The organism is Yinghuangia sp. YIM S09857 (genome assembly GCF_051388915.1).
Classification (GTDB): domain Bacteria; phylum Actinomycetota; class Actinomycetes; order Streptomycetales; family Streptomycetaceae; genus Yinghuangia.
In genome coordinates this window covers 343,230-363,281 of the sequence record NZ_JBPKBH010000002.1, presented here as the reverse complement: position 1 = coordinate 363,281, position 20,052 = coordinate 343,230, and the positions used below count along the sequence as shown (strand labels likewise).

The 20,052-nt window shown below is 72.8% G+C and carries 20 protein-coding genes; 9 read left to right on the top strand and 11 right to left on the bottom strand.

Features of this window, described 5'->3' with window-relative positions:
- The first annotated feature begins 12 nt into the window (after positions 1-12).
- Entirely contained in the window at positions 13-948 is a 936-nt protein-coding gene (locus ACRX5S_RS04845) for an MBL fold metallo-hydrolase (RefSeq protein ID WP_436771477.1), read from the top strand.
- 195 nt (positions 949-1,143) lie between these two features.
- Here ACRX5S_RS04845 and ACRX5S_RS04840 read toward each other — a convergent pair whose 3' ends face one another.
- The 6 genes from ACRX5S_RS04840 to ACRX5S_RS04815 form a co-directional block, all read right to left on the bottom strand.
- Entirely contained in the window at positions 1,144-1,842 is a 699-nt protein-coding gene (locus ACRX5S_RS04840; protein WP_436771476.1) for an anti-sigma factor family protein, read from the bottom strand.
- Positions 1,839-2,555, bottom strand: a complete 717-nt coding sequence (locus ACRX5S_RS04835) for a sigma-70 family RNA polymerase sigma factor (protein WP_436771475.1) — start codon at positions 2,553-2,555, stop codon at positions 1,839-1,841. Before ACRX5S_RS04835 ends, ACRX5S_RS04840 begins: the two co-directional genes overlap by 4 nt.
- Positions 2,556-3,055: 500 nt before the next feature.
- The gene (locus ACRX5S_RS04830; protein WP_436771474.1) at positions 3,056-4,591 is read right to left on the bottom strand and encodes an MFS transporter; all 1,536 of its coding nucleotides are present in this window, start codon (positions 4,589-4,591) and stop codon (positions 3,056-3,058) included.
- A gap of 188 nt (positions 4,592-4,779) precedes the next feature.
- Positions 4,780-5,739 (bottom strand): agmatinase, encoded by a 960-nt coding sequence (gene speB / locus ACRX5S_RS04825; protein ID WP_436771473.1) that lies wholly within the window; start codon positions 5,737-5,739, stop codon positions 4,780-4,782.
- A gap of 162 nt (positions 5,740-5,901) precedes the next feature.
- A complete protein-coding gene (locus ACRX5S_RS04820) occupies positions 5,902-6,840 on the bottom strand; it encodes a nitrilase-related carbon-nitrogen hydrolase (RefSeq protein WP_436771472.1) in 939 nt (312 codons plus the stop codon).
- 16 nt (positions 6,841-6,856) lie between these two features.
- Positions 6,857-8,395: a purine-cytosine permease family protein gene (locus ACRX5S_RS04815; RefSeq protein WP_436771471.1), complete on the bottom strand. Its 1,539-nt coding sequence runs from the start codon at positions 8,393-8,395 to the stop codon at positions 6,857-6,859.
- A 112-nt stretch (positions 8,396-8,507) separates the two neighbouring features.
- Between ACRX5S_RS04815 and ACRX5S_RS04810 the strand changes: the two genes are divergently transcribed.
- Positions 8,508-10,133 (top strand): PucR family transcriptional regulator, encoded by a 1,626-nt coding sequence (locus ACRX5S_RS04810; RefSeq protein ID WP_436771470.1) that lies wholly within the window; start codon positions 8,508-8,510, stop codon positions 10,131-10,133.
- A 30-nt stretch (positions 10,134-10,163) separates the two neighbouring features.
- Here ACRX5S_RS04810 and ACRX5S_RS04805 read toward each other — a convergent pair whose 3' ends face one another.
- The 4 genes from ACRX5S_RS04805 to ACRX5S_RS04790 all read right to left on the bottom strand — a co-directional run bounded on the left by ACRX5S_RS04805 (position 10,164) and on the right by ACRX5S_RS04790 (position 13,592).
- Complete coding sequence (locus ACRX5S_RS04805; RefSeq protein WP_436771469.1) at positions 10,164-10,652, bottom strand: winged helix-turn-helix domain-containing protein; 489 nt, start codon at positions 10,650-10,652, stop codon at positions 10,164-10,166.
- Positions 10,653-10,941: 289 nt separating this feature from the next.
- Positions 10,942-11,265 carry a plasmid stabilization protein gene (locus tag ACRX5S_RS04800; protein ID WP_436771468.1) on the bottom strand — a complete coding sequence of 108 codons (324 nt, stop codon included), beginning with the start codon at positions 11,263-11,265 and terminating at the stop codon, positions 10,942-10,944.
- A 148-nt stretch (positions 11,266-11,413) separates the two neighbouring features.
- Entirely contained in the window at positions 11,414-12,409 is a 996-nt protein-coding gene (locus ACRX5S_RS04795; RefSeq protein WP_436771467.1) for a quinone oxidoreductase family protein, read from the bottom strand.
- Positions 12,410-12,818: 409 nt separating this feature from the next.
- Positions 12,819-13,592 (bottom strand): SAM-dependent methyltransferase, encoded by a 774-nt coding sequence (locus ACRX5S_RS04790; protein WP_436771466.1) that lies wholly within the window; start codon positions 13,590-13,592, stop codon positions 12,819-12,821.
- An 87-nt stretch (positions 13,593-13,679) separates the two neighbouring features.
- Here ACRX5S_RS04790 and ACRX5S_RS04785 point away from each other — a divergent pair, with 87 nt between their 5' ends.
- The 4 genes from ACRX5S_RS04785 to ACRX5S_RS04770 all read left to right on the top strand — a co-directional run bounded on the left by ACRX5S_RS04785 (position 13,680) and on the right by ACRX5S_RS04770 (position 15,942).
- The gene (locus tag ACRX5S_RS04785) at positions 13,680-14,312 is read left to right on the top strand and encodes an AAA family ATPase (RefSeq protein ID WP_436771465.1); all 633 of its coding nucleotides are present in this window, start codon (positions 13,680-13,682) and stop codon (positions 14,310-14,312) included.
- Between the two features lie 59 nt (positions 14,313-14,371).
- Positions 14,372-14,878 carry a nucleoside deaminase gene (locus ACRX5S_RS04780; protein WP_436771464.1) on the top strand — a complete coding sequence of 169 codons (507 nt, stop codon included), beginning with the start codon at positions 14,372-14,374 and terminating at the stop codon, positions 14,876-14,878.
- A gap of 68 nt (positions 14,879-14,946) precedes the next feature.
- Positions 14,947-15,480, top strand: coding sequence for a GNAT family N-acetyltransferase (locus ACRX5S_RS04775; RefSeq protein ID WP_436771463.1), 534 nt, complete (start codon positions 14,947-14,949; stop codon positions 15,478-15,480).
- A gap of 141 nt (positions 15,481-15,621) precedes the next feature.
- The gene (locus tag ACRX5S_RS04770; protein WP_436771462.1) at positions 15,622-15,942 is read left to right on the top strand and encodes a nuclear transport factor 2 family protein; all 321 of its coding nucleotides are present in this window, start codon (positions 15,622-15,624) and stop codon (positions 15,940-15,942) included.
- A 198-nt stretch (positions 15,943-16,140) separates the two neighbouring features.
- On the opposite strand, the gene ACRX5S_RS04765 is transcribed toward ACRX5S_RS04770, so the two are convergent.
- A complete protein-coding gene (locus ACRX5S_RS04765; protein ID WP_436771461.1) occupies positions 16,141-16,404 on the bottom strand; it encodes a hypothetical protein in 264 nt (87 codons plus the stop codon).
- A gap of 207 nt (positions 16,405-16,611) precedes the next feature.
- On the opposite strand from ACRX5S_RS04765, the gene ACRX5S_RS04760 reads away from it, so the two are divergent.
- The 3 genes from ACRX5S_RS04760 (at position 16,612) to ACRX5S_RS04750 (ending at position 19,939) form a co-directional block, all read left to right on the top strand.
- Complete coding sequence (locus ACRX5S_RS04760; protein ID WP_436771460.1) at positions 16,612-17,673, top strand: serine hydrolase domain-containing protein; 1,062 nt, start codon at positions 16,612-16,614, stop codon at positions 17,671-17,673.
- A 482-nt stretch (positions 17,674-18,155) separates the two neighbouring features.
- Positions 18,156-18,728, top strand: a complete 573-nt coding sequence (locus ACRX5S_RS04755; RefSeq protein ID WP_436771709.1) for an ankyrin repeat domain-containing protein — start codon at positions 18,156-18,158, stop codon at positions 18,726-18,728.
- A gap of 140 nt (positions 18,729-18,868) precedes the next feature.
- A complete protein-coding gene (locus ACRX5S_RS04750; RefSeq protein WP_436771459.1) occupies positions 18,869-19,939 on the top strand; it encodes a porin PorA family protein in 1,071 nt (356 codons plus the stop codon).
- The last annotated feature ends 113 nt before the right edge of the window (positions 19,940-20,052 follow it).

Below are 20,052 nucleotides of genomic sequence, written 5' to 3'. Positions count from 1 at the left end.
GGGGGAATGCGCATGAGCATGTCGCAGCACATCCACGGGACCGGCACGATCGAGCCGCCCCGCGTGGAGGAGGTCGCCGACGGGGTGTTCGCGTACATACAGCCCGACGGCACGTGGTGGATCAACAACACCGGGTTCCTCGTCGGCGACGGCGGCGTGATCGCCGTCGACACCTGCGCGACCGAGACCCGCACCCGCGCCTACCTGGAGACGATGGCGTGCGTGTCCGGCGGGGCGCCGGTGCGCACGCTCGTCAACACGCATCACCACGGCGACCACACGCACGGCAACTACCTGTTCCCCGCCGCGACGATCGTCGCGCACGAGAAGACCCGGGCGGAGATCCTCAAGTACGGCATCATCGAACGCGAGTTGGTGTGGCCCGGGGTCGACTGGGGCGACCTGCGCGCGGCGGCGCCGTTCCTCACCTTCACCGAGTCCATCACCCTGCACGCCGGGGAATTACGGGCGGAGGTACGCCACTTCGGCGTCTCCGCACACACCTCGAACGACTCGGTGGTCTGGCTGCCTGAGCAGGGCGTGATGTTCACCGGCGACCTGATCTTCAACGGCGGCACGCCGTTCCTGCTCATGGGCTCGCCCGGCGGCTACCTGCAAGCCCTCGAACGCCTGCGGGAGCTCGGGGCGCACACGCTCGTTCCCGGGCACGGCCCGGTGTGCGGCCCCGAGCAGATCGATGTGGCGGCAGGGTACGCCGCCTTCATCCTGGACACCGCGCTGCGGGGCCGCGAGGCGGGTCTCGACCCGCTGGCCCTCGCGCGGGAGACGGACCTTGGCGACTACGCGGCCCTCACCGACAGCGAACGCCTGGTCGGGAACCTGTACTCGGCGTATGCCGAACTCGGCGCCGGCGAGGTCGACGTCTTCGGTGCGCTCGCCGACATGGTCGCGTTCAACGGTGGAAAGCCACTGAGCTGCCGAGCATGAGGGCAGGAGCACGCGGAAGGGCCCCGCGCAAGCGCGCGGGCCCGTCCGCGTGGATCCGAGGAATGCACCGATGCCGTCCAGGCCACCGGGTCTGCGGCTCACCGGGGCACCCGGCCACCGGGTCACGACCTACCGACCCGCCAAGGCGCAGGACCCGCCAACGCGTCGGGTCGCCGACTCGCAAGCGCCCCCGGGTCACATCGGAATGGTGAGCAGCGTCCTGCCCTCGACCGTCCGGACCTCGAAGTGGTCGATGGCGTCCTTGCCCATGGACGTTCCGCCGTGGAAGACCAGTGGCTTCGTGTTCTCCGGCACGCCGTAGCCCGACGCCGGGACGGACCACGTGCCCATGACCTCCGAGGTGCCGTCCTTCCCGACCGCGACGAGGTTGCACCGCAAAGGTCCGCGCACACCCGTGAGTTCGAGGCCGATGTGGCTGCCCCAGCCTTTGGAGTCCAGGCCGAGGAAGCCCTGTGCGCCGTCCGGCCCCTGCGCGAAGCCCTTCGCCGGGTGCCGCTCGCCGGCCACCAGCAGCTCGCCCGCCGGACTCATGTGCCCCGCCTGCGGCGAGGACTCGAATCCGCCGCCGATGCCGACGCCCGCCACCAGCAGGACCGCGGCCGCCGCGGCCGCGGCGATGCCGATCCCGAACCGGCGCGCCCGCTCCCGTGCGGAACGGCGGGCGCCGAGGTCGACGACCGGCGCCTCCGGCGCGGGCGTGAACGCGTCCGCCTCGACATCCGCGAACAGGCCACGCATGTGGCCGAGTTCGTCCAACTCCGCCTGGCACCGGCCGCACGTCGCCAGGTGCGATTCAAAGGCGAGGCGGTCTTCGTCCTCAAGGAGCCCCAGGGCGTACGCGCCCACATCGGTGTGCTCGACCGGCGTGCTCATGCGTTCACCCCTCTCTCTTCGAGCGCGAGCTTGAGGGCCCGCACCGCGTAATACACGCGGGACTTGACCGTGCCGACCGGGATGCCGAGGGCCTCGGCCGCCTGGTTCACGCTGCGGTCGCGCAGGACCGTCTCGACCAACACCTCGCGGTGCGCCTGGGACAGCGACTGCAAGGCATCGGCCACAACCATGCTACGCAGCAGTGGTTCGACCTGGTCGTCTGCTGGTACGTACTCCAACGGCTCCGGGTTCACTTCCTGGGGGCGCGCGCTCCTGGCTCTCCGGTCGTCGATCACGATACGCCGCGCCACCGTCGCCAACCACGGCATCAGCGACCGCGCTTCGTCGCTCGGGTCGATGCGGTCGGCGTTGCGCCACGCACGCACCAGGGTCTCCTGGACGACGTCCTCGGCCCACTGCCGGTCGCCTCCGGTGTGCTTGAGGCAGAACGACAGCAGCGGCACCGAGTAGCGGCGGTACAACGTTTCGGCCAGCTCGTCGCCGCGCGCGGGCCGATCGGTCGGCGGGGGCGCCGCGGCGGTCTCGCGGGTGAACTCCCCGGCACTGCTTCCGTTCGCGAACTGCTGGTCCGCCGCTGGGATTTCGTCGGCGGAGCGCGCCGCGGGAACATCCGTGTTCCGGGCCGATTCGGCCGCCGAGCCACCCGCCGAACGGCCCCACGACCGTCCGCCCCGGGCGGAGAAGATCCTCATGACTCGGTGTCCTCGATTCCTCGGCGGACAGATGGCTGTCGCGCGAAGGCTAGCGCCGTCATGTTTCCCGCACAGCAGACGCTGCGCGGAATTTGAGGTTCGGGAGTTTTCCGGAATCTCGGCGCGCGCCTAAACGTGCCGCGGGATCGACCGCGGGGTCTACGGCGGCTTCACCCGTCCCGGGCAATCGTGCGGAGCGGGGTCAAGTGGACACCGCAGCCTGCCGATCGTGAGGGGGACAACAGATGATCGGGGTGTGGTGTGACGGGCGGCCGGGTGCGCGTGCAGTCGTTGGTGTGGTCGACGGGGGCCTTGCCCGCGGCCGTCGAGGGAGAGGGCCGCGACCGACGCGGGGATGCGGCCGGCGGCAAACGGCGCGGGGATCTGGTCGGCGGCGGCCGGCGCGACGGCGAGGCGAGCGGCGACCACGGACCCGACGCCGGGCGTCCGGCCGGGGCAGTGCGTGATGCGCTCATGCGGCTGCTGCCGCGGCCCCGGCGTCAGGCGTCCGTGCCGCGGTCCCCGGACACCGCCGCGATCTTCGCGCCCGAGGGTGCCGCCGCGACGGCCGCGCCCGACCGCGGGGCCGCTTTGGGCAGCGCGAGCGCGGTGAGCGACGCGCAGGCCGCGACGGCGCTCGCGATCCCGAAGACCAGCAGGTAGGCGTCCAGGTCGGCGAAGCTTCGGCCGCCCACGGTCATCGTCAGTTGGGTCAGGACCACCGCGACGATCACACTCGACACGGCCTGCCCGATCGTGCGCATCAGGACGTTCAGCCCGGTCGCCGCCGCCGTCTGCTCCTGCGGGACCGCCTGGATGATCAGCGTCGGCAGCGCCGAATAGGCCAGCGTGGTGCCGAGCGAGCACAGGGACGCGCCGAGCGTGATCGTCCACAACTGCTCGCTGGTGAACACCCGGAAGAGGTACGCCGCGGAGATCACCGCCGTGCCGAGCGCCAGCGTCACCCGCGCGCCCCGCGCGTCCGACAGCCGCGCCGACAGCGGGGACAGCAGCACCATGATGACGCCGCCCGGAAGCAGGCACAGGCTCGCGACCACCGCCGAGGCGCCGAGCCCGTAGCCGGTGATCTCCGGAGCCTGTACGAGCTGCGCGGTGGCGAGCCAGTTGGCGTAGAACGCGATGCCGGTCAGCAGCGCCGCGGCGTGCGGCAGGAAGACCGTGCGCCGGGCGGCCAGCCGCAGGTCGACCACCGGCTCGCGGGTGCGCAGTTGGTGCCATCCCCAAATGAGCAGGACGAGCACGCCGCCACCCGCGAGCGCGGGCACGGTCGGGGACGTCCAGCCCCACTCGCCGCCCTTCGACGCGGCGAGGAGCACCGCCACCAGCCCGACCCCGAGGAGCACGGTGCCGACGATGTCGAAGCGCCCGGGGGTGCGTACCGGCGACTCCGGCACCACCAGCCAGGCGGCGACGAATCCGCCGAGGCCGAGACCGGTGGTCACCCAGAACATGGTGTGCCAGTCGGCGTGCTCGACGACCACCGACGCGAGCGGCAGGCCGAACGCGGCGCCGAGCCCGACCGTGGAGCTCATCAGGGCGGCGGCCGACCCGACCCGGTGCGGCGGCAGTTCGTCCCGCAGGATGCTGGTGGCCAGCGACACGACGACGGCCGCCGTGCCCTGGAGCGCGCGGGCGGCGATCAGCACCCGGATGTCGCTGGTCACCGCGCACAGAACCGAGCCCACCGTCATGGTGGCGAGCGAGGCGAGCAGCACGCGGCGTTTTCCGTACATGTCGCCCGCGCGGCCCAGCACCGGGTTGAGTACCGCGCCGGTGACGAGGGTCGCGGTGAGCATCCAGCTCACCGTGGCCGGCGATGAGCCGGTCTGCGCGGGCAGGTCGGGCAGCAGCGGTACGACGACGGTCTGCATGAGCGCCATGAGCACGCCCGCGAAGGCGAGCACCGGGATGATCAGGCGTTCGCGGAGGCTCCGCTCGTCGCGCTGTTTCCGCCGAGTGGTGCCCACTGCCGCTCCGTTCCCGCCGCCGGGGACCGGGCCTCGGCGGACGATCATGCCCGGAAGCGAACATAGGGAAGGTCCGGGGGCGCAGCAATGCCTTGCGGACAGAAAACTGACGATCCGTCAGGTAATCCTCCTCACAGGGCGTGAGGGCGCGCCCGCGCGGGGTGGCCGAGGTCACTCGCGCGGGTCACGCCTGTGCGTCACGCCTGTGCGTCGCGCTTGTGCATTACGCCTGTGCGTTACGCCTGTGCGTCGCGCCGGTTGCGGGCCAGGACCGAGAGCAGTTCGTACGCTGTATGCGCCGCGGCCACGCCGGTCAGCTCCGCGTGGTCGTACGCCGGGGCCACCTCGACGATGTCCGCCCCCACCACGTCCAGTCCGACCAGCCCGCGCAGCGTCCCCAGCAGCTCGCGACTCGTCAGGCCGCCGGCCTCCGGAGTTCCGGTGCCGGGCGCGTGCGCGGGGTCGAGGACGTCGATGTCCACCGACACGTACACCGGCCCGTCGCCCAGCCGCGCCCGCATCCGCTCGACCACGGACGCGACCGTGGCGTCCTGGTAGTCGTCGCTGTGCACGACCTGGAAGCCCAGCACCCCGTCGTCGGTCAGGTCCGCCGGGCTGTACAGCGGTCCGCGGATGCCGACGTGCAGGCAGCGGCGCGGATCCAGCAGCCCTTCCTCGGCGGCGCGCCGGAAGGGCGTTCCGTGCGTGTACGGCTGGCCGAAGTAGGTGTCCCACGTGTCCAGGTGCGCGTCGAAGTGCACCACGCCGATAGGGCCGTGCTCGGCCGCCGCGGCGCGCAGCAGCGGCAGCGCGACGGTGTGGTCCCCGCCGATCGTCAGCAGCCGGGTGCCCCGGGCGGCGAACACGCGCGCGGCGTTCTCCACCGCGGCGATCGCCTCGGCGATGTCGAACGGGTTCACCGCGATGTCGCCCGCGTCCGCCACCTGGAGCTCGGCGAACGGCGAGACGTCGAGGGCCGGGTTGTACGGCCGCAGCAGTTTCGCCGACGCCCGCACATGCGCCGGACCGAACCGCGCCCCCGGCCGGTAGCTGACACCGCTGTCGAACGGCACCCCGACGACGGCGACGTCAACGTGGTCCACCTCGTCGGCACGCGGCAGCCGCGCGAAGGTGGCGGGTCCGGCGAAGCGCGGCACACGGGTCGCGTCGATCGGGCCGAGGGGAGCGGAACTCATCGGAGGGCCTTTCGGGGTGCTGGGGGCTCTGGTGCGAGCCGGATTCCGGGGGTCGGGCCGGCCTCGGGGGAGGGCCGGGCAACGAGCGAGGGCATGGCCCCGAGCGGGACGGGCGTCGCCGGACGTACGGCTTGCCCACGTCCTGGGGCGCGTGGCGCGGCGTCACGTCACCGTAGGCGGCGCCCCACCGAGAACCGGCCCGTACAACTCCGGGCGCCGGTCGGCCAGCACGTCGTTGAACGAGCCGACGCGCTTGTCGCGGGCCTCGGCCAGTGCGCAGCGTGCCAGCAGCAGGCGCTCCTCGCCCGGGTGGGGGCCCGCCAGCGGGAAGCCGTCGGCGTCGGTGATCACCGACCCGCCGACCCAGTCCGTGCCGCGCTCCGGCCCGACCCGGTCGCAGGCCGCCACGAACATGCGGTTGACGGCGGCGTTCGCCTGCACGCGGACCACCTCGGCCGGACGCTCGCCCGCCGGCCTCGGGTAGTAAGGCCAGTTGACCGGCGCGCACAGGATGTCCGCACCGCCGAGCGCGACCAGCCGCACCCACTCGGGGAACTCCACGTCGTAGCAGACCAGCACGCCGATCCGGCCGAACTCCGTCTCGACGACCGGCGGCGCCTCGTCCCCGGCGACGAACATCTCCGCCTCCCGGCCCCACAGGTGCGCCTTGCGGTACACGGCGCGCACGCCCGAAGCGTCCACGACCACCGCCGAGTTGCGCACGGTCGCGTCCGGCGCCCGCTCGCACAGGCCGCCCACGACGACCAGTCCGTGGCGGCGCGCGGCGTCCGCCCAGGCCGCGGTGGTCGGACCGTCCGCCGCCTCCGCCAGGTCCGCGGCCTCCGCCGCGTCGCGGAACACGTAGCCGCTGTTGGCCAGTTCCGGCAGCACGACGATCCGGGCCCCGGCCGCTGCGGCGCGCTCGATCGCGTCGACGGCGGCACGCCGGTTGGCCTCCGGCTCGCCGACGATCGGCGCGATCTGGGCGCACGCCACCATGACGCCGGTCGCGGCGGCCGGGTCCACCGTCCGGTCCGCGACCGGGTCCACCACGTCGAACCGAGCCTCGTCGGCCATGCCGTCCGCCCTGCCGTCCGCCACAACGTCCGTCCTCACATCAGACCGCGGTGGGTGTCCGCGGCGCCGAACCGCCGTGCCGTCCCGCGGTGTTCCGCGCCGGGGTCCCGTCGGCACCCGCGCCGCCGCCCGGGGCGTCCCAGCGCGGCGAAGCCTCCGGTACGTCCGGCTCCTCCAACTCCATGCCCCGGCACAGCACCACGTACAACACGCCCGACACCACCAGTCCGACCGCGAACGACACGTCCGCGCCACCCAGCGCCTCGGCCGCCGGACCGGTGAAGAAGGTGGTGGAGAAGAAGGGCACCATCGCCGCGAAGCCGACCGCGTACGCCGTCATGCCGCGCCACGACCAGTTCCCGTAGGGGCCGTTCGGATCGAAGATCGCCGTGATGGAGTAGCGTCCGCGCCGTACGAAGTAGAAGTCCGTCAGGTTCACCGCGGTCCACGGGACGAGGAAGTAGAGCATCATCAGGACGAAGTCGTTGAAGTTGCCCAGGTAGTCGTCGGGGAGCGCGAGCGCGGTCACGAACACCACCACCGCGATGGCCCCGATGCCCGCGACCCGCACACGCACGGTCGGCCGCACCGGGCGGAACGCGTCGACCGCGCTCGCCGTGGTGAGCATGGCCCCGTACGCGTTGACCGCCATGATCCCGACCAGCGCCACCGACGACAGCAGCACGGTGAACGTGCCGAAGCCGGGGACGATGTCGTTGCCCACCTGCCGCACGGCCGCGATGGCGCCGGGCTCGGGCAGGGCCGACGCGATCAGTGCGCCGAGGGACATGAGCCACGCCGCGGAACCCGCAGCGCCGGCGTACGTCCACCAGATCACCTTGCGGGCGGGGACGTCGGCGGGCAGGTAGCGCGAGTAGTCGGAGACGTAGACCGCATAGCTGATCTGGTACCCGGCGGCGGCCGAGAACACGATCAGGAACGACGTCCAGTCCCAGCCGCCACCGCCCGCCGGGGACTGCACGTCGAGGTTCACCGCCGCGCCGACGGTCAGCACGCCGAAGACCGCGATCAGGATGTATGTCAGCCACCGCTGCACCAGGTGCAGCAGGTCGTGCCCGACGATCGCGAGGACCACCGCCACGCCGATGAGCACGACGTACCAGAAGACCTTGCCGCCCGGCAGCACCGTTTGCAGGCCCTCGGTCGCCAGGATCACGTTGAACACGTTGAAGCCGACGTACACGAACACCACGGCCGCGAACGGCAGGATGGCGCCGCGCAGCCCGAACTGCGCCCGGGACTGGATCATCTGCGGCAGGCCCATGCGCGGGCCCTGGTTGGCGTGGAACGCCATGAAGAAGGTGCCGAAGCAGGCCCCCAGCACGACGGCGAGCACCGACCAGCCGAGGGAGAGGCCCAGGGACGGGCCGAGGAAGCCGGTCACCATCGTGGTGAGCACGAAGTTGCCGGTGAACCAGAACGGGCCCTGGTGCCACACCTTGCCGTGCCGCTCGTTCGCCGGCACGTAGTCGATCGACCGGGTCTCGACCAGGGTGTCGACCCGCCCGGAGCCGGAGCCTCTCACCGGCCCGTCCGCGGGGCGTGCGGTGGCATCCATACAGATCTCCTGGGGTGCGCGGGGTGGGGACGGTGCGACCGTACGCCCGCTTTCCCACGGTAAACGATCGATGCAATGTCGATTCTGATCCGTGATCATGGACAATATGTCCATGGAATCGGAGGATGTGCCGCGCGGGACCGCGGCGGGACGCGATTCGGCGCGCGGCCGGACCCCGGCGGGCGCCGGGCCGGGCGGCGAGGGCGCGCTGCGCATCGCCGACCTCGTCGCCATCCCGGAACTGCGCCTCACGGTGGCCGCCGGGCACCGGAACCTGGGCCGTCCGATCGAGGCCGCCCACGTGTCCGAGCTGCTGACCCCCGGCCAGTGGCTGCAAGGCGGCGAGCTGCTGATGACCATCGGGCTCCTGCTGCCGATGACGGACGAGGCCTGCGCCGCCTACGTGCGCGACGCGGCCGCGGGCGGGGCCGGGGCCTGCGGGCTGGTCCTGGGGCTCGGGCGCGACCTGCCGTACCAGAGCGCGCCGGACCCGCTGGTGCGGGCGGCGCGGGCGGCCGGGATGCCGCTGCTCACCGTCCCCGACGAGGTCCCCTTCATCGCCGTCACCAAGGCGGTCTTCGAGGCCCGGGCCGCGCTGCGCCGCCGTGCCCTGGAACGCGCCTTCGAGGCGCAGCGCAGGCTGACCACCGCGGCGGCGTCCGGCCAGGGCCTCACCGCGACGCTGCGCGCCTGGTCCGCGGCGACCGGCGTCGACGCCCTCGTCGCCGATCCCCTCGGCCGCCTCATCGCCGACGCCGCCCAGGACCCCGGCACGCTGCTCGCCGACGCCGGAGACCTGGTACGCCGGGTCGCGGCACGCGGGCTGCACGGCAGCGGCAGCAGCACCGCCGGGGCGGCGGACGGCACCGCGGTGCGCGTCGAGGTGCTGCCGCTGGGCGCCGAACGGCTGCGCGGCCTGCTCGTCCTCGCCGGGCACATCGACGCCGACGCCCGGCTGCTGGCATCCGGGCTCGTGTCGCTGCTGTCCCTCGAACTGGAGCGCCGCCACCTCGCCGACGAACCGGTGCGCCGACGCCGGGCGGCGCTGCTCGGCCGCCTGCTCGCCCCGGACACGACGGCGGACCGGGCGCGGGACGTCCTGGCGGCCGCGGGCCTGGCGGCCGAGACGGTCCGGGGCTTCGCGGTCGAGAGTGCGGTCGGGAGCGCCGGGGGATCCGACGCGGTCACGGGCACGGACCTCGCGGCCGACCTGGCGCTCGCCGTGCCCGGCGGGCTGGTCCGCGTCGTCGGGGACATGGTCGAGGTGGTCTGCGGCGGCGACATCGACGTGTTCGACGTCCTCGCACGGTTCGCGCCCGGGGCCGCGGCCGGAATCGGGCCGCTGACGGCGCCCGAGGACGCGTCCTTCTCGATGCGCGGCGCACGCGCCCTGGTGCCGCTCAGCCGCCGGGCCGGACGCCCGGTCGAGAACGAACGCGGAGCGTCCGGCGACCTGTTGCTGTCGCTGGCCGACCGCGGCGCGCTGGCGGGCTTTGCGGACGCCGTCCTCGGCCCGCTCGAACAGGCCGACGGCAACGGTGAGTTGACCGCAACCCTGGAGGCGTGGTTGGAGGCGGGCGGCTCCTGGGACGAGACCAGCCGGCGCCTGGCCGTGCACCGGCACACCGTGCGCAACCGGATGGACAAGGCGATGGCCGCGACCGGCCGCCGCCTCGACGACGGCGGCGACCGGTTCGACCTGTGGCTGGCGCTGCGCATCCGGCGCCAGGGGGTCTGAGGGGGCGGCAGGCGCGGGGCTACGCCACGGCTACCCGACGGGTGTCTGAACGCGCGTTCTGGGCTGGGGGATTCGCGAGGGCAGCACGGTCATGTCGTGCGGGACGTACTTGTACCCGACGCGGCGCACCGTCGCGAGGCGGTCGCGATGCCGGGCGCCCAACTTGCGGCGGAGGCGGGCTATATGGACGTCCACCGTGCGCCCGCCGCCGGCCTCGGGGTAGCCCCAGACCGTCTCCATGAGCTGGCGCCGGGAGAAGACCTGGCGCGGGTGCAGCAGCAGGTGCGCCAGCAACTCGAATTCCAGGAAGGTGAGTTCGAGGATGCACGAGCCGACGCTGACGGTCCTTTCGTCCAGGCTGACGCGCAGCTCGTCGTCGACCAACTCGCCCTCGGTGATCCGCCGCCCGCTCGAACCGCGCGGCCTCTGCGGCGGAACCGGCCCCGGAGGTCCGTCGAGGGGTCGTAACCGCGGCGCGGCCACGGAAGCCAGGGCCGCACGTGTGGGTGCATGCGTCATGGCGCTGTGTCTCCCTAGGGAAGGCCCGCAATCCGCAGCGCGCACGCCGGGCGGTGGCGGCGTGCCGACCGCGCCCCCCGGACGTCGCACTCGGTGGCAGAGGCGGTTCGGTACGGAGGAGCACCACGGGAACCGCCGGGCCGCGTCCGGCCTGGCGGTATCCGCAGTAAGCGGCCTGTTCGGCACCGTTCGCGCGGCATCGCGTCACATCCCCCGTGTCTGTGACGCCCAGTCAAACAAACATCACTTTGGGTGTCCAGGGGCGCTCCGTGGTTGCCTCCGCCCCGGGTCAGCGGCCCAGCGCGGACGCGAGTTGCTTCTTGGTCATCGTGGAACGGCCCTTGACGTTGCGCCGCTTGGCCTCGGCGTAGAGCTGGTCCTTCGTCGGACCGCCGGAACCGCTGTGCGAGCGGAGTCCGCCGCGCCGACCGGACGAGATGTCGCGGGTGGACGACTTGCTCGCCGTCTTGGACTCGCCGTGCCGCGCCCGCTCCTTGTTCACCGTACGGGCGGCGATCTCCTCGGCCCGCTTCCTGCTCTCGCCGCGATCCAGGGCGCTGTCCTTGATGTGCTCGTACTGGCGTTCCCTCTTGGGGCTGGATCCGCGGGGCATGGCGGTCGCTCCTTTCCGCGTTCTCGATCGGTCGCCTGCTGCTGCCGGGCATCGGGTACCCGGCCGGGTTCCGCAGAGCGCCGCTACCCGGGCCCGGGGGAGGCAATCACGAGTCGCGGGGAAGGGGGAGCCGACGGTTTCGGGTGGCTCAGCCCGCCGCGCCCTCGGCGGCGACCACGAGGGCGAGCTTTCCCGTACTCGCCCGGCCCTCCAGACGCGCGTGGGCGTCGGCCGCCGCGTCGAGGGGGAAGACGGTGGCGGGATCAGGGGCGAGCCAGCCTTCGCGTACGCCCGCCCACACGGCGTCCGCCTTCGCCAGCACCTCGTCGCGCGTGCGCAGGAAGTTGGTCATGTAGCCGCCCGCGACGGTGATCGACTTGGGGATCAACTGCATCGGCGAGATGGGGTCGGGTACGCCGCCGGCCTGTCCGAACACGCAGATATGGCCGCGTGGGCGGACGGCGTCGAGATCGGCGCGGAACGTACTGCCGCCGACCCCGTCCACGATGTAGTGCACGCCCTGCCCGTCGGTCAATTCGCGGGCGGCGTCGGCGAACCCCTCGTACGGGATCGCGTGGTCGACCCCGGCGGCGCGTGCGAGGGCGGCCTTTTCGTCCGTCGACACCGTGCCGATCACCGTCGCACCGAGGCGCTTGAGCCAACGCACGGCGGTCTGGCCGGTGCCTCCGGCGGCGGCGTGCACCAGCACGGTCGTGCCGGGCCCGACCGGATACTGCTCGTTGGCGAGGTAGTGCGCGGTGAGCCCCTGGAGGATGACGGCGGCGGCCGCGTGCAGCGGGATGTCGTCGGGGACGGGCATGAGTTGGGCGGCGGCGACGCGGGAGTATTCGGCGTACGAGCCCCACCCGCCGGCGCCCGCGACCGGCGACCACGCGACGCGGTCCCCGACGGCCACACCGGACACGTCCGGGCCGACCTCGTCGACGACTCCGGCGCCTTCGACCCCGGGAGTGAGGGGGAACGGCGCGGCAGTGCGCCCGCTGCGCATCATGACGTCGGCGTAGTTGACCCCGGCGGCGGCCACCCTCACCACGACCTGTCCGGCCTCCGCAACCGGCCGCGCGGCCTCGCGCACCACCAGGACCTCGGGCCCGCCCGCCTGCTCCACCACGATCGAACGCATCCCGCGACCCTATGTAGTTAACCAGGTTAACCACAAGGTTTGCTGCGGGGAAGCGGAGTGCGGCGGCCGGTGTGCGCGGGTGGCGCGCCGGGATGTCGGTCGCCGCGAGCGGGGGCGGACGCCCAGGTCGAGGCCGGGGGACGGCAGGCGGCTGACCCCGCGCAGAGCGGGCGCTGAGGGCTGCGCATGGCTGACGCCCGTGATGTGTCGGGCTCGCTGCCCGCGCTGCCCGCGCTGCCTGCGCAGACTCCGGCAACGGGCGCGGGGCTACGTGCCGGGTGGTGTGGAACCCGGGGAGACCCGGTCGCCGGACCAAGACCGTGTCCTACGTGGCTGTGAACTGTTGAACAGGGCCGACAACTCGGAGCCCGGTTGATACTCCCGGTCCACTCACGGATTTCGACAACATTCAGGTTCTGGTGACCGGTACAAGGGTCAAGTACGCGATGCCGAGAATGTTGCGGTAGCCGTCAGTCCAGGACGACCGTTGGCGGTCGGCTTGTTCGCGGATCTCGGCGGCGAGTGCATGGTCCGGGTTCGTGGCGAGCCAGAGTTCGGTGTCGTGGCGGTAGCCGGACTCGAACTCCTCCCACTCCTCACGGCTCGCCGACTCGATCCAGGCCGGCCGGAAGCCGGCCTCGACAGCGAGGTCGACAAGCGGGCCGAGTCGTAGGTGGTCGCCCCTGTGGGCCCCGGGCCACATAGCCGCGAGTTCCTCGTCGGTGGGGGCACGATCCCAGAAGCCCTCGCCCAGGACGACGCGTCCGCCCGGGCGGACCAAGCGGCGCAGTTCGTGCAGTACGACGCCGGGATCGTACGGCTGCTCGGGATCGCACAGCGCCTGACCAGCCCCCAGGCAGAGCACCGCGTCGGCGGGCCCGCGCGCCGTACCCAGGGCCGACTCCTCGCTGAATTCGACCCGTCCGGCCAGTCCGCGCCTCTTCGCAAGGTCCGTGCCCCTGGCCAGATCCTCGGCGTTGATGTCGAGGCCCACGCCTGTCGATCCCGGGACGGCCTCCAGAACGCGGAGCAGCATTTCGCCCCAGCCGCAGCCGATGTCAAGGACGGTGGCGGGCGAGGCGGCGGCGAGCCGCGCGACAATGCGCCCGGCGCGGGCTTCGGAGAGCGGTCCGTGGAAGGCCAGACTGCCGAGACGCGGGGGAGGATCGGAAGCGATTGCCATGGGGTGGAACTTTAGTTCTCCGGACGGCATGCGGAGCGATGCACCGCGGTGCCGTCCATCAGCCGCGGCGGATCGTAGGCTCGGGGCATGTTGGTGTGGATCAACGGGCCGTTCGGCGGGGGCAAGACGCAGACCGCGTACGAGCTCAACCGGCGGTTGCCCGGCAGCGTGGTGTGCGATCCCGAGCACGCGGGGTTCGGACTGCACCGCATGACGCCGCGGTCGCTGCGCGGAGACTTCCAGGACCTCTCTGCCTGGCGCCAGGGGGTGTTCGAGGTGCTGGACCTGGTCCTGCGACGCCATGACGGCGCCGTGATCGCGCCCATGACCGTGGTCGAGCCCGCGTACTTCCGCGAGACCGTCGGGCGGCTGCGCGAGCAGGGGCACGATGTGCGCCACTTCGCCCTCCTCGCGACCCGCGAGACCGTCCTGCGGCGGCTCGCCGAGCGCGGGGTCGGCCGGGCGCTGTCCTTCCTCGCGGGCGACCGGGCCGCACTGCGCCGTGAGTCTTTCGCGGTGGCCAAGCTCGACACCTGTCTCGACCGCCTGGCCGACGACGAGTTCGCGGAGCACATCTGGACCGACGACCTGCCCGTCGCCCAGGTCGCGGACCACATAGCCCGGTCGGCCGGGCTCGCGCTCCGGCCCAACACCGACTCGGCGCTGGGCGGTGCCGCGCGCCGCGCCTGGACCAGCGCGAAGCACATTCGCGTGCTGTGACGCCCCGGCTGGAACCCAACCACCGCACGACCAAGAACCACCCACCCAGGAGTGACCCCGTGACCTCTGCACACCGCGGCGACCGGCAGTTCGGCGAGACCGACCTCCAACACCTCCGCCGCTGCGTCGAACTGGCCGCCGAAGCCCTCGACGCCGGCGACGAGCCCTTCGGCTCGGTCCTCGCCGCCGCGGACGGCATCGCCCTTGCCGAGGACCGCAACCGCGTGTCCGGTGGCGACCACACCCGCCACCCCGAGTTCGAACTGGCCCGCTGGGCCGCGACCAACATGGCCCCCGAGCACCGCGCGGCGGCGACCGTCTACACCTCGGGCGAGCACTGCCCGATGTGCTCCGCCGCGCACGCGTGGGTGGGGCTCGGGCGCATCGTGTACGTCGCGTCCAGCGCCCAACTCACCGCCTGGCTTGGGGAGTTGGACGTACCGCAGGGTCCGGTCCGACCTCTGCCGGTCAACGACGTCGCCCCGGGCATCACCGTCGAGGGCCCCGTCCCCGAACTCGACGACCGCATCCGCGCCCTGCACCGGCGGTTCCACACGGGGGCGTGACCGGCGCGCGTCGCGCCGCCGGTGAAAACGGATGGGCGCGCCGCCTGCCGGTTTGTGACGATGAGCCCATGACCGCCCCGCAGGTTGCCCACACCTCCCAACTGCCCGCGTCCACGCTCGCGGCGTCGCGCGCACTTCTCGACGACGCGTTCGACGGCGAGTTCGCCGACGCGGACTGGGCCCACACTTTGGGCGGCATGCACGTGCTGGTCTGGGAGGGGGACGCTCTCATCGGACACGCGGCGGTCGTCCAGCGCGGCATGCTGCTGGGCGAACGACCGGTGCGCTGCGGGTACGTCGAAGGCGTCGGCGTACGGGCGGACCGCCGCGGCCGCGGACACGGCGGCGCGCTGATGGCCGCGTGCGAGCGCATCGTGGAGCGCGCGTACGACCTCGGCGCCCTCAGCACCAGCGAAGAGGGCGCCGGGCTCTACCTCGCACGCGGCTGGCGGATCTGGCAGGGCCCCACGTCCGTGCTGGCGCCCGGGGGCATCGCCGCCACGCCGGAGGAGGACGGCGGGGTCTTCTACTGGGAGGCGGGCCTACCGCTCGACCCGACGGAGCCGCTGACGTGCGACTGGCGCGGCGGCGACGTCTGGTAGCGGGACGCGCTCCCGCGCCGGGTCACCCGTTCCGCGCATTCGCGCGCGCCGACCCCGGCCGTACGTGCTCGACTGGTCAGCGGACCGCCCGCGCGGCGGCCGCACCGGCACAGCACGCAACTCGGCAAGGAGCAAGGCCTGATGGTGCAGACGAAGAACCTCACCGACCCCGTCGTGCGCTCGTTCGTCGAGGCGGTGAACACACACAATCGGGAGGCGTTCGCCGCCGTCCTGACCCCGAACGCGACCATGGCCGACGACGGCACCGAGCGCGATCTCGGCGAATGGACCGACCGCGAGATCTTCACCACGCGCGGGCACATCGACGTCGTCGAGGAGTCGGACGAGGGCCGCGCGTTCGTCGCCGACTACCGCAACGACACTTGGGGCAGCATGCGCACGTCGTGGCGCTTCACGGTCGAGGGCAACAAGATCAGCCGCTTCGAGACGGGACAGGCGTAGCCCGGGAGCCGGGGCGCAGGCCGAGTTCGCGACGGCGTCGGGCCGGCAATCGCGGTCGCGGCGGTGGGGCCGCCGCGTCCGCGGCAGGCACCGCGGTGAGGTAGCGGCAGCGAGGTCGCCGCAGTGAGGCGGCCGCACCCCGTCACCCGGCCCACACGTCGGCCCCGGCCCACACGTCGGCCCCGGCCCGGCGTTGGCCTACGCCCGCATGTTGGCCTCGGCCCGCCGTTGGCCCACGCCCGCGCGTCGGCCTCGGCCCCACAGGTTGGCCTGGCCCCACGCGTCGGCGTCGCCCCGCACCTTGGCCTCGGCCCACACGTCGGCCTCGGCCCACGCGTCGGCCCCGGCCCACACGTCGGCCCCGGCCCGGCGTTGGCCTACGCCCGCGCGTTGGCCTCGGCCCCACAGGTTGGCCTGGCCCCACGCGTCAGCGTCGCCCCGCGCGCGTTGGCCTGGCCGCACGCGCTGGTTTCGGCCCGTGCTCTGGCCCCCGCGCCCCCGGCCCTCCTGCCGCCCCGCACCACAGTTCCTCCCGGTCGTACACACCGCCGCGTACCCACCGGGAGTAGGAGGCCCTCCGCTTCTCCTGCCGGGGGAGGACCGGCGGCCTGCGGGAAATCGTCGGGGTGGGGGACTCGGCGCGACCCGCGGATCCGCCAGGATTCCCGCATGACGGATCTCGCCCGCTTCGCCCAGGACACCGCCGACAAGCTGACGGCCCAGAAGAACGTCGGGGCGGTGGTGGCCGCGATTTCGGGTGGCGCGGTGGAGTATGCCGGAGCGGGCCGGATCGGCGAGGGCGCGAGCGCCGCACCCGACGCCGAGACGCTCTTCGAGATCGGCTCGGTGACGAAGGTGTTCACGTCCCTCCTCCTCGCCCGTCTGGCAGTCGCGGAGGCCGTGCACCTGGACGAGCCGCTCGCCGACCTGCTGCCGCCCTGGTCGCAGGTCCCCTCACGGGACGGCCGCCACATCAGCCTCGAACACCTGGCCACTCACACCTCCGGCCTGCCGCGCCTGCCCAAAGGCATGCTCAAGCGCGCGCTGTTGCGCCCCGGAACTCCGGACCCGTACGCCAACTGCACCGCCGAGATGCTGCTGCGCGGCCTCGCCGCCACCAAGCTCGGCGCGGTCCCGGGCAAGCGCTTCCGCTACTCCAATCTCGGCGGCGGACTCCTCGGGCTCGCCCTTGCCGAGCGTGCCGGCGTCGGCTACCAGGCGCTCGTACAGCGGGAGATCGCCGGGCCGCTCGGTCTCTCGGACACGATGGTGGAACTCGACATCGGCCGCGAGTCCCGGATGGCCCAGGGCCACAACAAACGCGGCAAGGCCGTGCGGCCGTGGGACATGGCGGATCTCGCGGGGGCCGGCGGCCTGCGCTCCACCGCCGCCGATCTGGTGACGTTCGTACGCGCGCAACTCCACCCGGAGAGCAGCCCGTTGGGTGACGCGGTGCGCTTGTCGCACGCGGTGGACCACGCGAGCAGTCCGTTCATGAGGACCCACCTGGGGTGGGTGAGCGTCGGTCCGCGCGGCAAGACCTACCGGCAGTTCTTCCACAACGGGCGGACCGGGGGATTCGCGTCGTTCGTCGGCTTCACGCCGGCGAGGGACGTGGCCGTCGTGGCGCTGACCAATTCCGCGCGTTCGCTGGACCGCACGGTGCTCGGCCTGCTGGGGCAGTTGGAGGATGCCCGGGAGGCGCGCAGCACGCATCATCCGATCGGTTGACCCTCGGGTCGACCGGTCGGGCCCGAGGCGCGAGCCGCTTCGTGGACCTGGGGCGGGCCCGGGCGCGGCGACGATGGAGGCAGTCGGCGCGACAGAAAGGACCGGCTGCCATGAACCGAGACCCGAAGGCCTCCGAGATGATCCCGGGCGGCATCGCCCGGACGGCCGCGCGGCGCCGCAGGATCCGCGTGCCCGGCGGGCGCCCCGGTGCCGCCGTGCTGGTGTTCGGGGCGGCCGCGGCGGTGCTGATCAGCGGATGCGCGTCGGACGACGGCGAGGCCCGCGCGAACGCCTCCGAGACCCCGGCGTCCGCGACGGCCGGTGTGGTGCCCGGCCACGCGGCCCCGCCCGCGACGGACACCGGCAGTGCCGCCTCCGGGGCCGGAAGCCCGGCACCGGCGGCGCCCGGCGTACCGGCGGCGCCCGGTGCGGACGCGGCCACGACTCCGCCGCGCGGCACGCCCGCGGACGACAAGGCGCTCCTGGACGCCGCGCGCCGGGGCGACGCGGACGCGGTGCGCGCGGCTCTCGCGCGGGGCGCGAACATCGAGGCGCGCGACGGCGACCGGCGCACGCCCCTGCTGCTCGCGGCCGTCGAGGACCGTGTCGACGCCGCGCGCGTGCTGGTCGCGGCCGGTGCCGATCCGGACGCGAAGGACTACCGCAACGACACCGCATGGCTGGTGACCGGCGTGACCGGAAGCGTCGAGATGGCCCGGGCGCTCCTTCCCGCCGATCCGGACTTCACCGCACTGAACCGCTACGGCGGGACCTCGCTGATCCCCGCGGGCGAGCACGGGCACGTCGAATACGTGCGTTTCGTGACCGCCAACACCACCGTCGACGTCGACCACGTGAACAACCTCGGCTGGACCGCGCTCCTGGAGGCCGTCATCCTCGGCGACGGCGGCCGCGAGCACCAGGAGGTCGTACGCCTGCTCCTCGCCGCGGGCGCCGACCCCGGCATCGCCGACAAGGACGGCGTCACCGCTCTGCGGCACGCCGAGCGCAGCGGCTATCGGGTCATCGCCGACACCCTGCGCGCGGCTTCCTGAAGGTTGGTTTGCGGCCAAGTGGCGTGAAAGGTCCTCTACCACGAAACGTCGCTGTGTGTAGGGAAACCGTCATTCCGGGTACACGCCCGGACTTCCCCTGGATCATCTCGATCAGCCGACGAGAACCACGGGAGGCCACCGTGCGACGCGCAACATGGATACTCAGCTCGGTATCGGTCCTGCTTGTCGCGGCAGGAGCGGTAAGCAAGTTCGCCGTGTACCCGGGGCTCCACCAGATGCCCGACGACGCCGAGGGCACGATGAAGTTCCAGGGGACGATCACGGCACTCGACCCGCAGGCCATGGCGAAGGGCGACTTCGCCAACGCGATCATCCGGGATCTTCCGGTGACCGCCGACCGCAAGGTCAAGGCCGTGCACACGGCGGGTTCCACGATCGTCCTGAACGACCGCACCGAGGTGTTCGGCCCCACCGGGGCGGTGGTGTCGACCAGCGAGCACCAGTACGCCGTAGACCGCAGGAACCTGCTCGAACGCCCGACACCCAAGGGTGCGCAGGCGGAACCGCACACCGGACTCAGCGCGGGGTTCCCGCTCACACCCGAGAAGCGCGACTACCCGTTCTGGGACTCCGAGACGCAGACGACCGTGCCCGCCAGGTACGACGGCAGCGAGGACCGCGAGGGGCGCAAGGTCTACATCTACCGGATCGTCGCCCAAGGGCCGCTGGCCGACAAGGCGGTCAAGGACGCGCTGCCGGCCGCGCTGCCCAAGACCGCGCTATTGGCCATCAACCCGGCGGCGCCGCTCGCCTCGCAGCCGGACGTCGTGCCGCTTGAGTACGTCTCCACGACCAACATGACCGGCTATGTCGACGCCGAGACGGGGGTGACGATCGCGCTGGAGTCGAGCAAGGGGATCACGGCCACCGCGCAAGGCACCGAGGTCTTCCCGGTCGCGAAGGCGTCCCTGACAACGACCAAGGCGTCCGAACGCGATCTCGCGGACACGGCGGCCACCGGCGCGCTGGTGTTCTGGATCCTCTCGGACGCCGGCCCGTACGGGATGTGGGCGCTGGCCCTGGTGCTGGTGCTGCTGGCCGTGTGGCTGGAGTTGCGGCAGCGCCGGAGCCCCGTTCCGGCCGACGGCGGCGGAGCGGTGCCCCGGCCCCGGGACTCGGAGCCGGACGGCGTCGAGGCGCGTGAACTGAACGCGGTGGAACCGGAAGCCACCCGGGAGCATCGCCCGTAGTCCCTTGCCGGACAACGCTGTTGGGCCCCGCCCATCGGCAGCTCCGGCGGTCGGACGCGTGGACGGCCGCGTGAGGTCACCGCGCTGGACAACTCCGCACGCGACACCGTGGG

Bases quoted from the DNA above. Each gene is read 5' to 3' on its own strand.
- ACRX5S_RS04845 (WP_436771477.1), top strand. From the start codon at position 13: ATGAGCATGTCGCAGCACATCCACGGGACCGGCACGATCGAGCCGCCC.
- ACRX5S_RS04840 (WP_436771476.1), bottom strand. From the start codon at position 1,842: ATGAGCACGCCGGTCGAGCACACCGATGTGGGCGCGTACGCCCTGGGG.
- ACRX5S_RS04835 (WP_436771475.1), bottom strand. From the start codon at position 2,555: ATGAGGATCTTCTCCGCCCGGGGCGGACGGTCGTGGGGCCGTTCGGCG.
- ACRX5S_RS04830 (WP_436771474.1), bottom strand. From the start codon at position 4,591: ATGATCGTCCGCCGAGGCCCGGTCCCCGGCGGCGGGAACGGAGCGGCA.
- speB (WP_436771473.1), bottom strand. From the start codon at position 5,739: ATGAGTTCCGCTCCCCTCGGCCCGATCGACGCGACCCGTGTGCCGCGC.
- ACRX5S_RS04815 (WP_436771471.1), bottom strand. From the start codon at position 8,395: ATGGATGCCACCGCACGCCCCGCGGACGGGCCGGTGAGAGGCTCCGGC.
- ACRX5S_RS04810 (WP_436771470.1), top strand. From the start codon at position 8,508: ATGGAATCGGAGGATGTGCCGCGCGGGACCGCGGCGGGACGCGATTCG.
- ACRX5S_RS04805 (WP_436771469.1), bottom strand. From the start codon at position 10,652: ATGACGCATGCACCCACACGTGCGGCCCTGGCTTCCGTGGCCGCGCCG.
- ACRX5S_RS04800 (WP_436771468.1), bottom strand. From the start codon at position 11,265: ATGCCCCGCGGATCCAGCCCCAAGAGGGAACGCCAGTACGAGCACATC.
- ACRX5S_RS04795 (WP_436771467.1), bottom strand. From the start codon at position 12,409: ATGCGTTCGATCGTGGTGGAGCAGGCGGGCGGGCCCGAGGTCCTGGTG.
- ACRX5S_RS04790 (WP_436771466.1), bottom strand. From the start codon at position 13,592: ATGGCAATCGCTTCCGATCCTCCCCCGCGTCTCGGCAGTCTGGCCTTC.
- ACRX5S_RS04785 (WP_436771465.1), top strand. From the start codon at position 13,680: ATGTTGGTGTGGATCAACGGGCCGTTCGGCGGGGGCAAGACGCAGACC.
- ACRX5S_RS04775 (WP_436771463.1), top strand. From the start codon at position 14,947: ATGACCGCCCCGCAGGTTGCCCACACCTCCCAACTGCCCGCGTCCACG.
- ACRX5S_RS04770 (WP_436771462.1), top strand. From the start codon at position 15,622: ATGGTGCAGACGAAGAACCTCACCGACCCCGTCGTGCGCTCGTTCGTC.
- ACRX5S_RS04760 (WP_436771460.1), top strand. From the start codon at position 16,612: ATGACGGATCTCGCCCGCTTCGCCCAGGACACCGCCGACAAGCTGACG.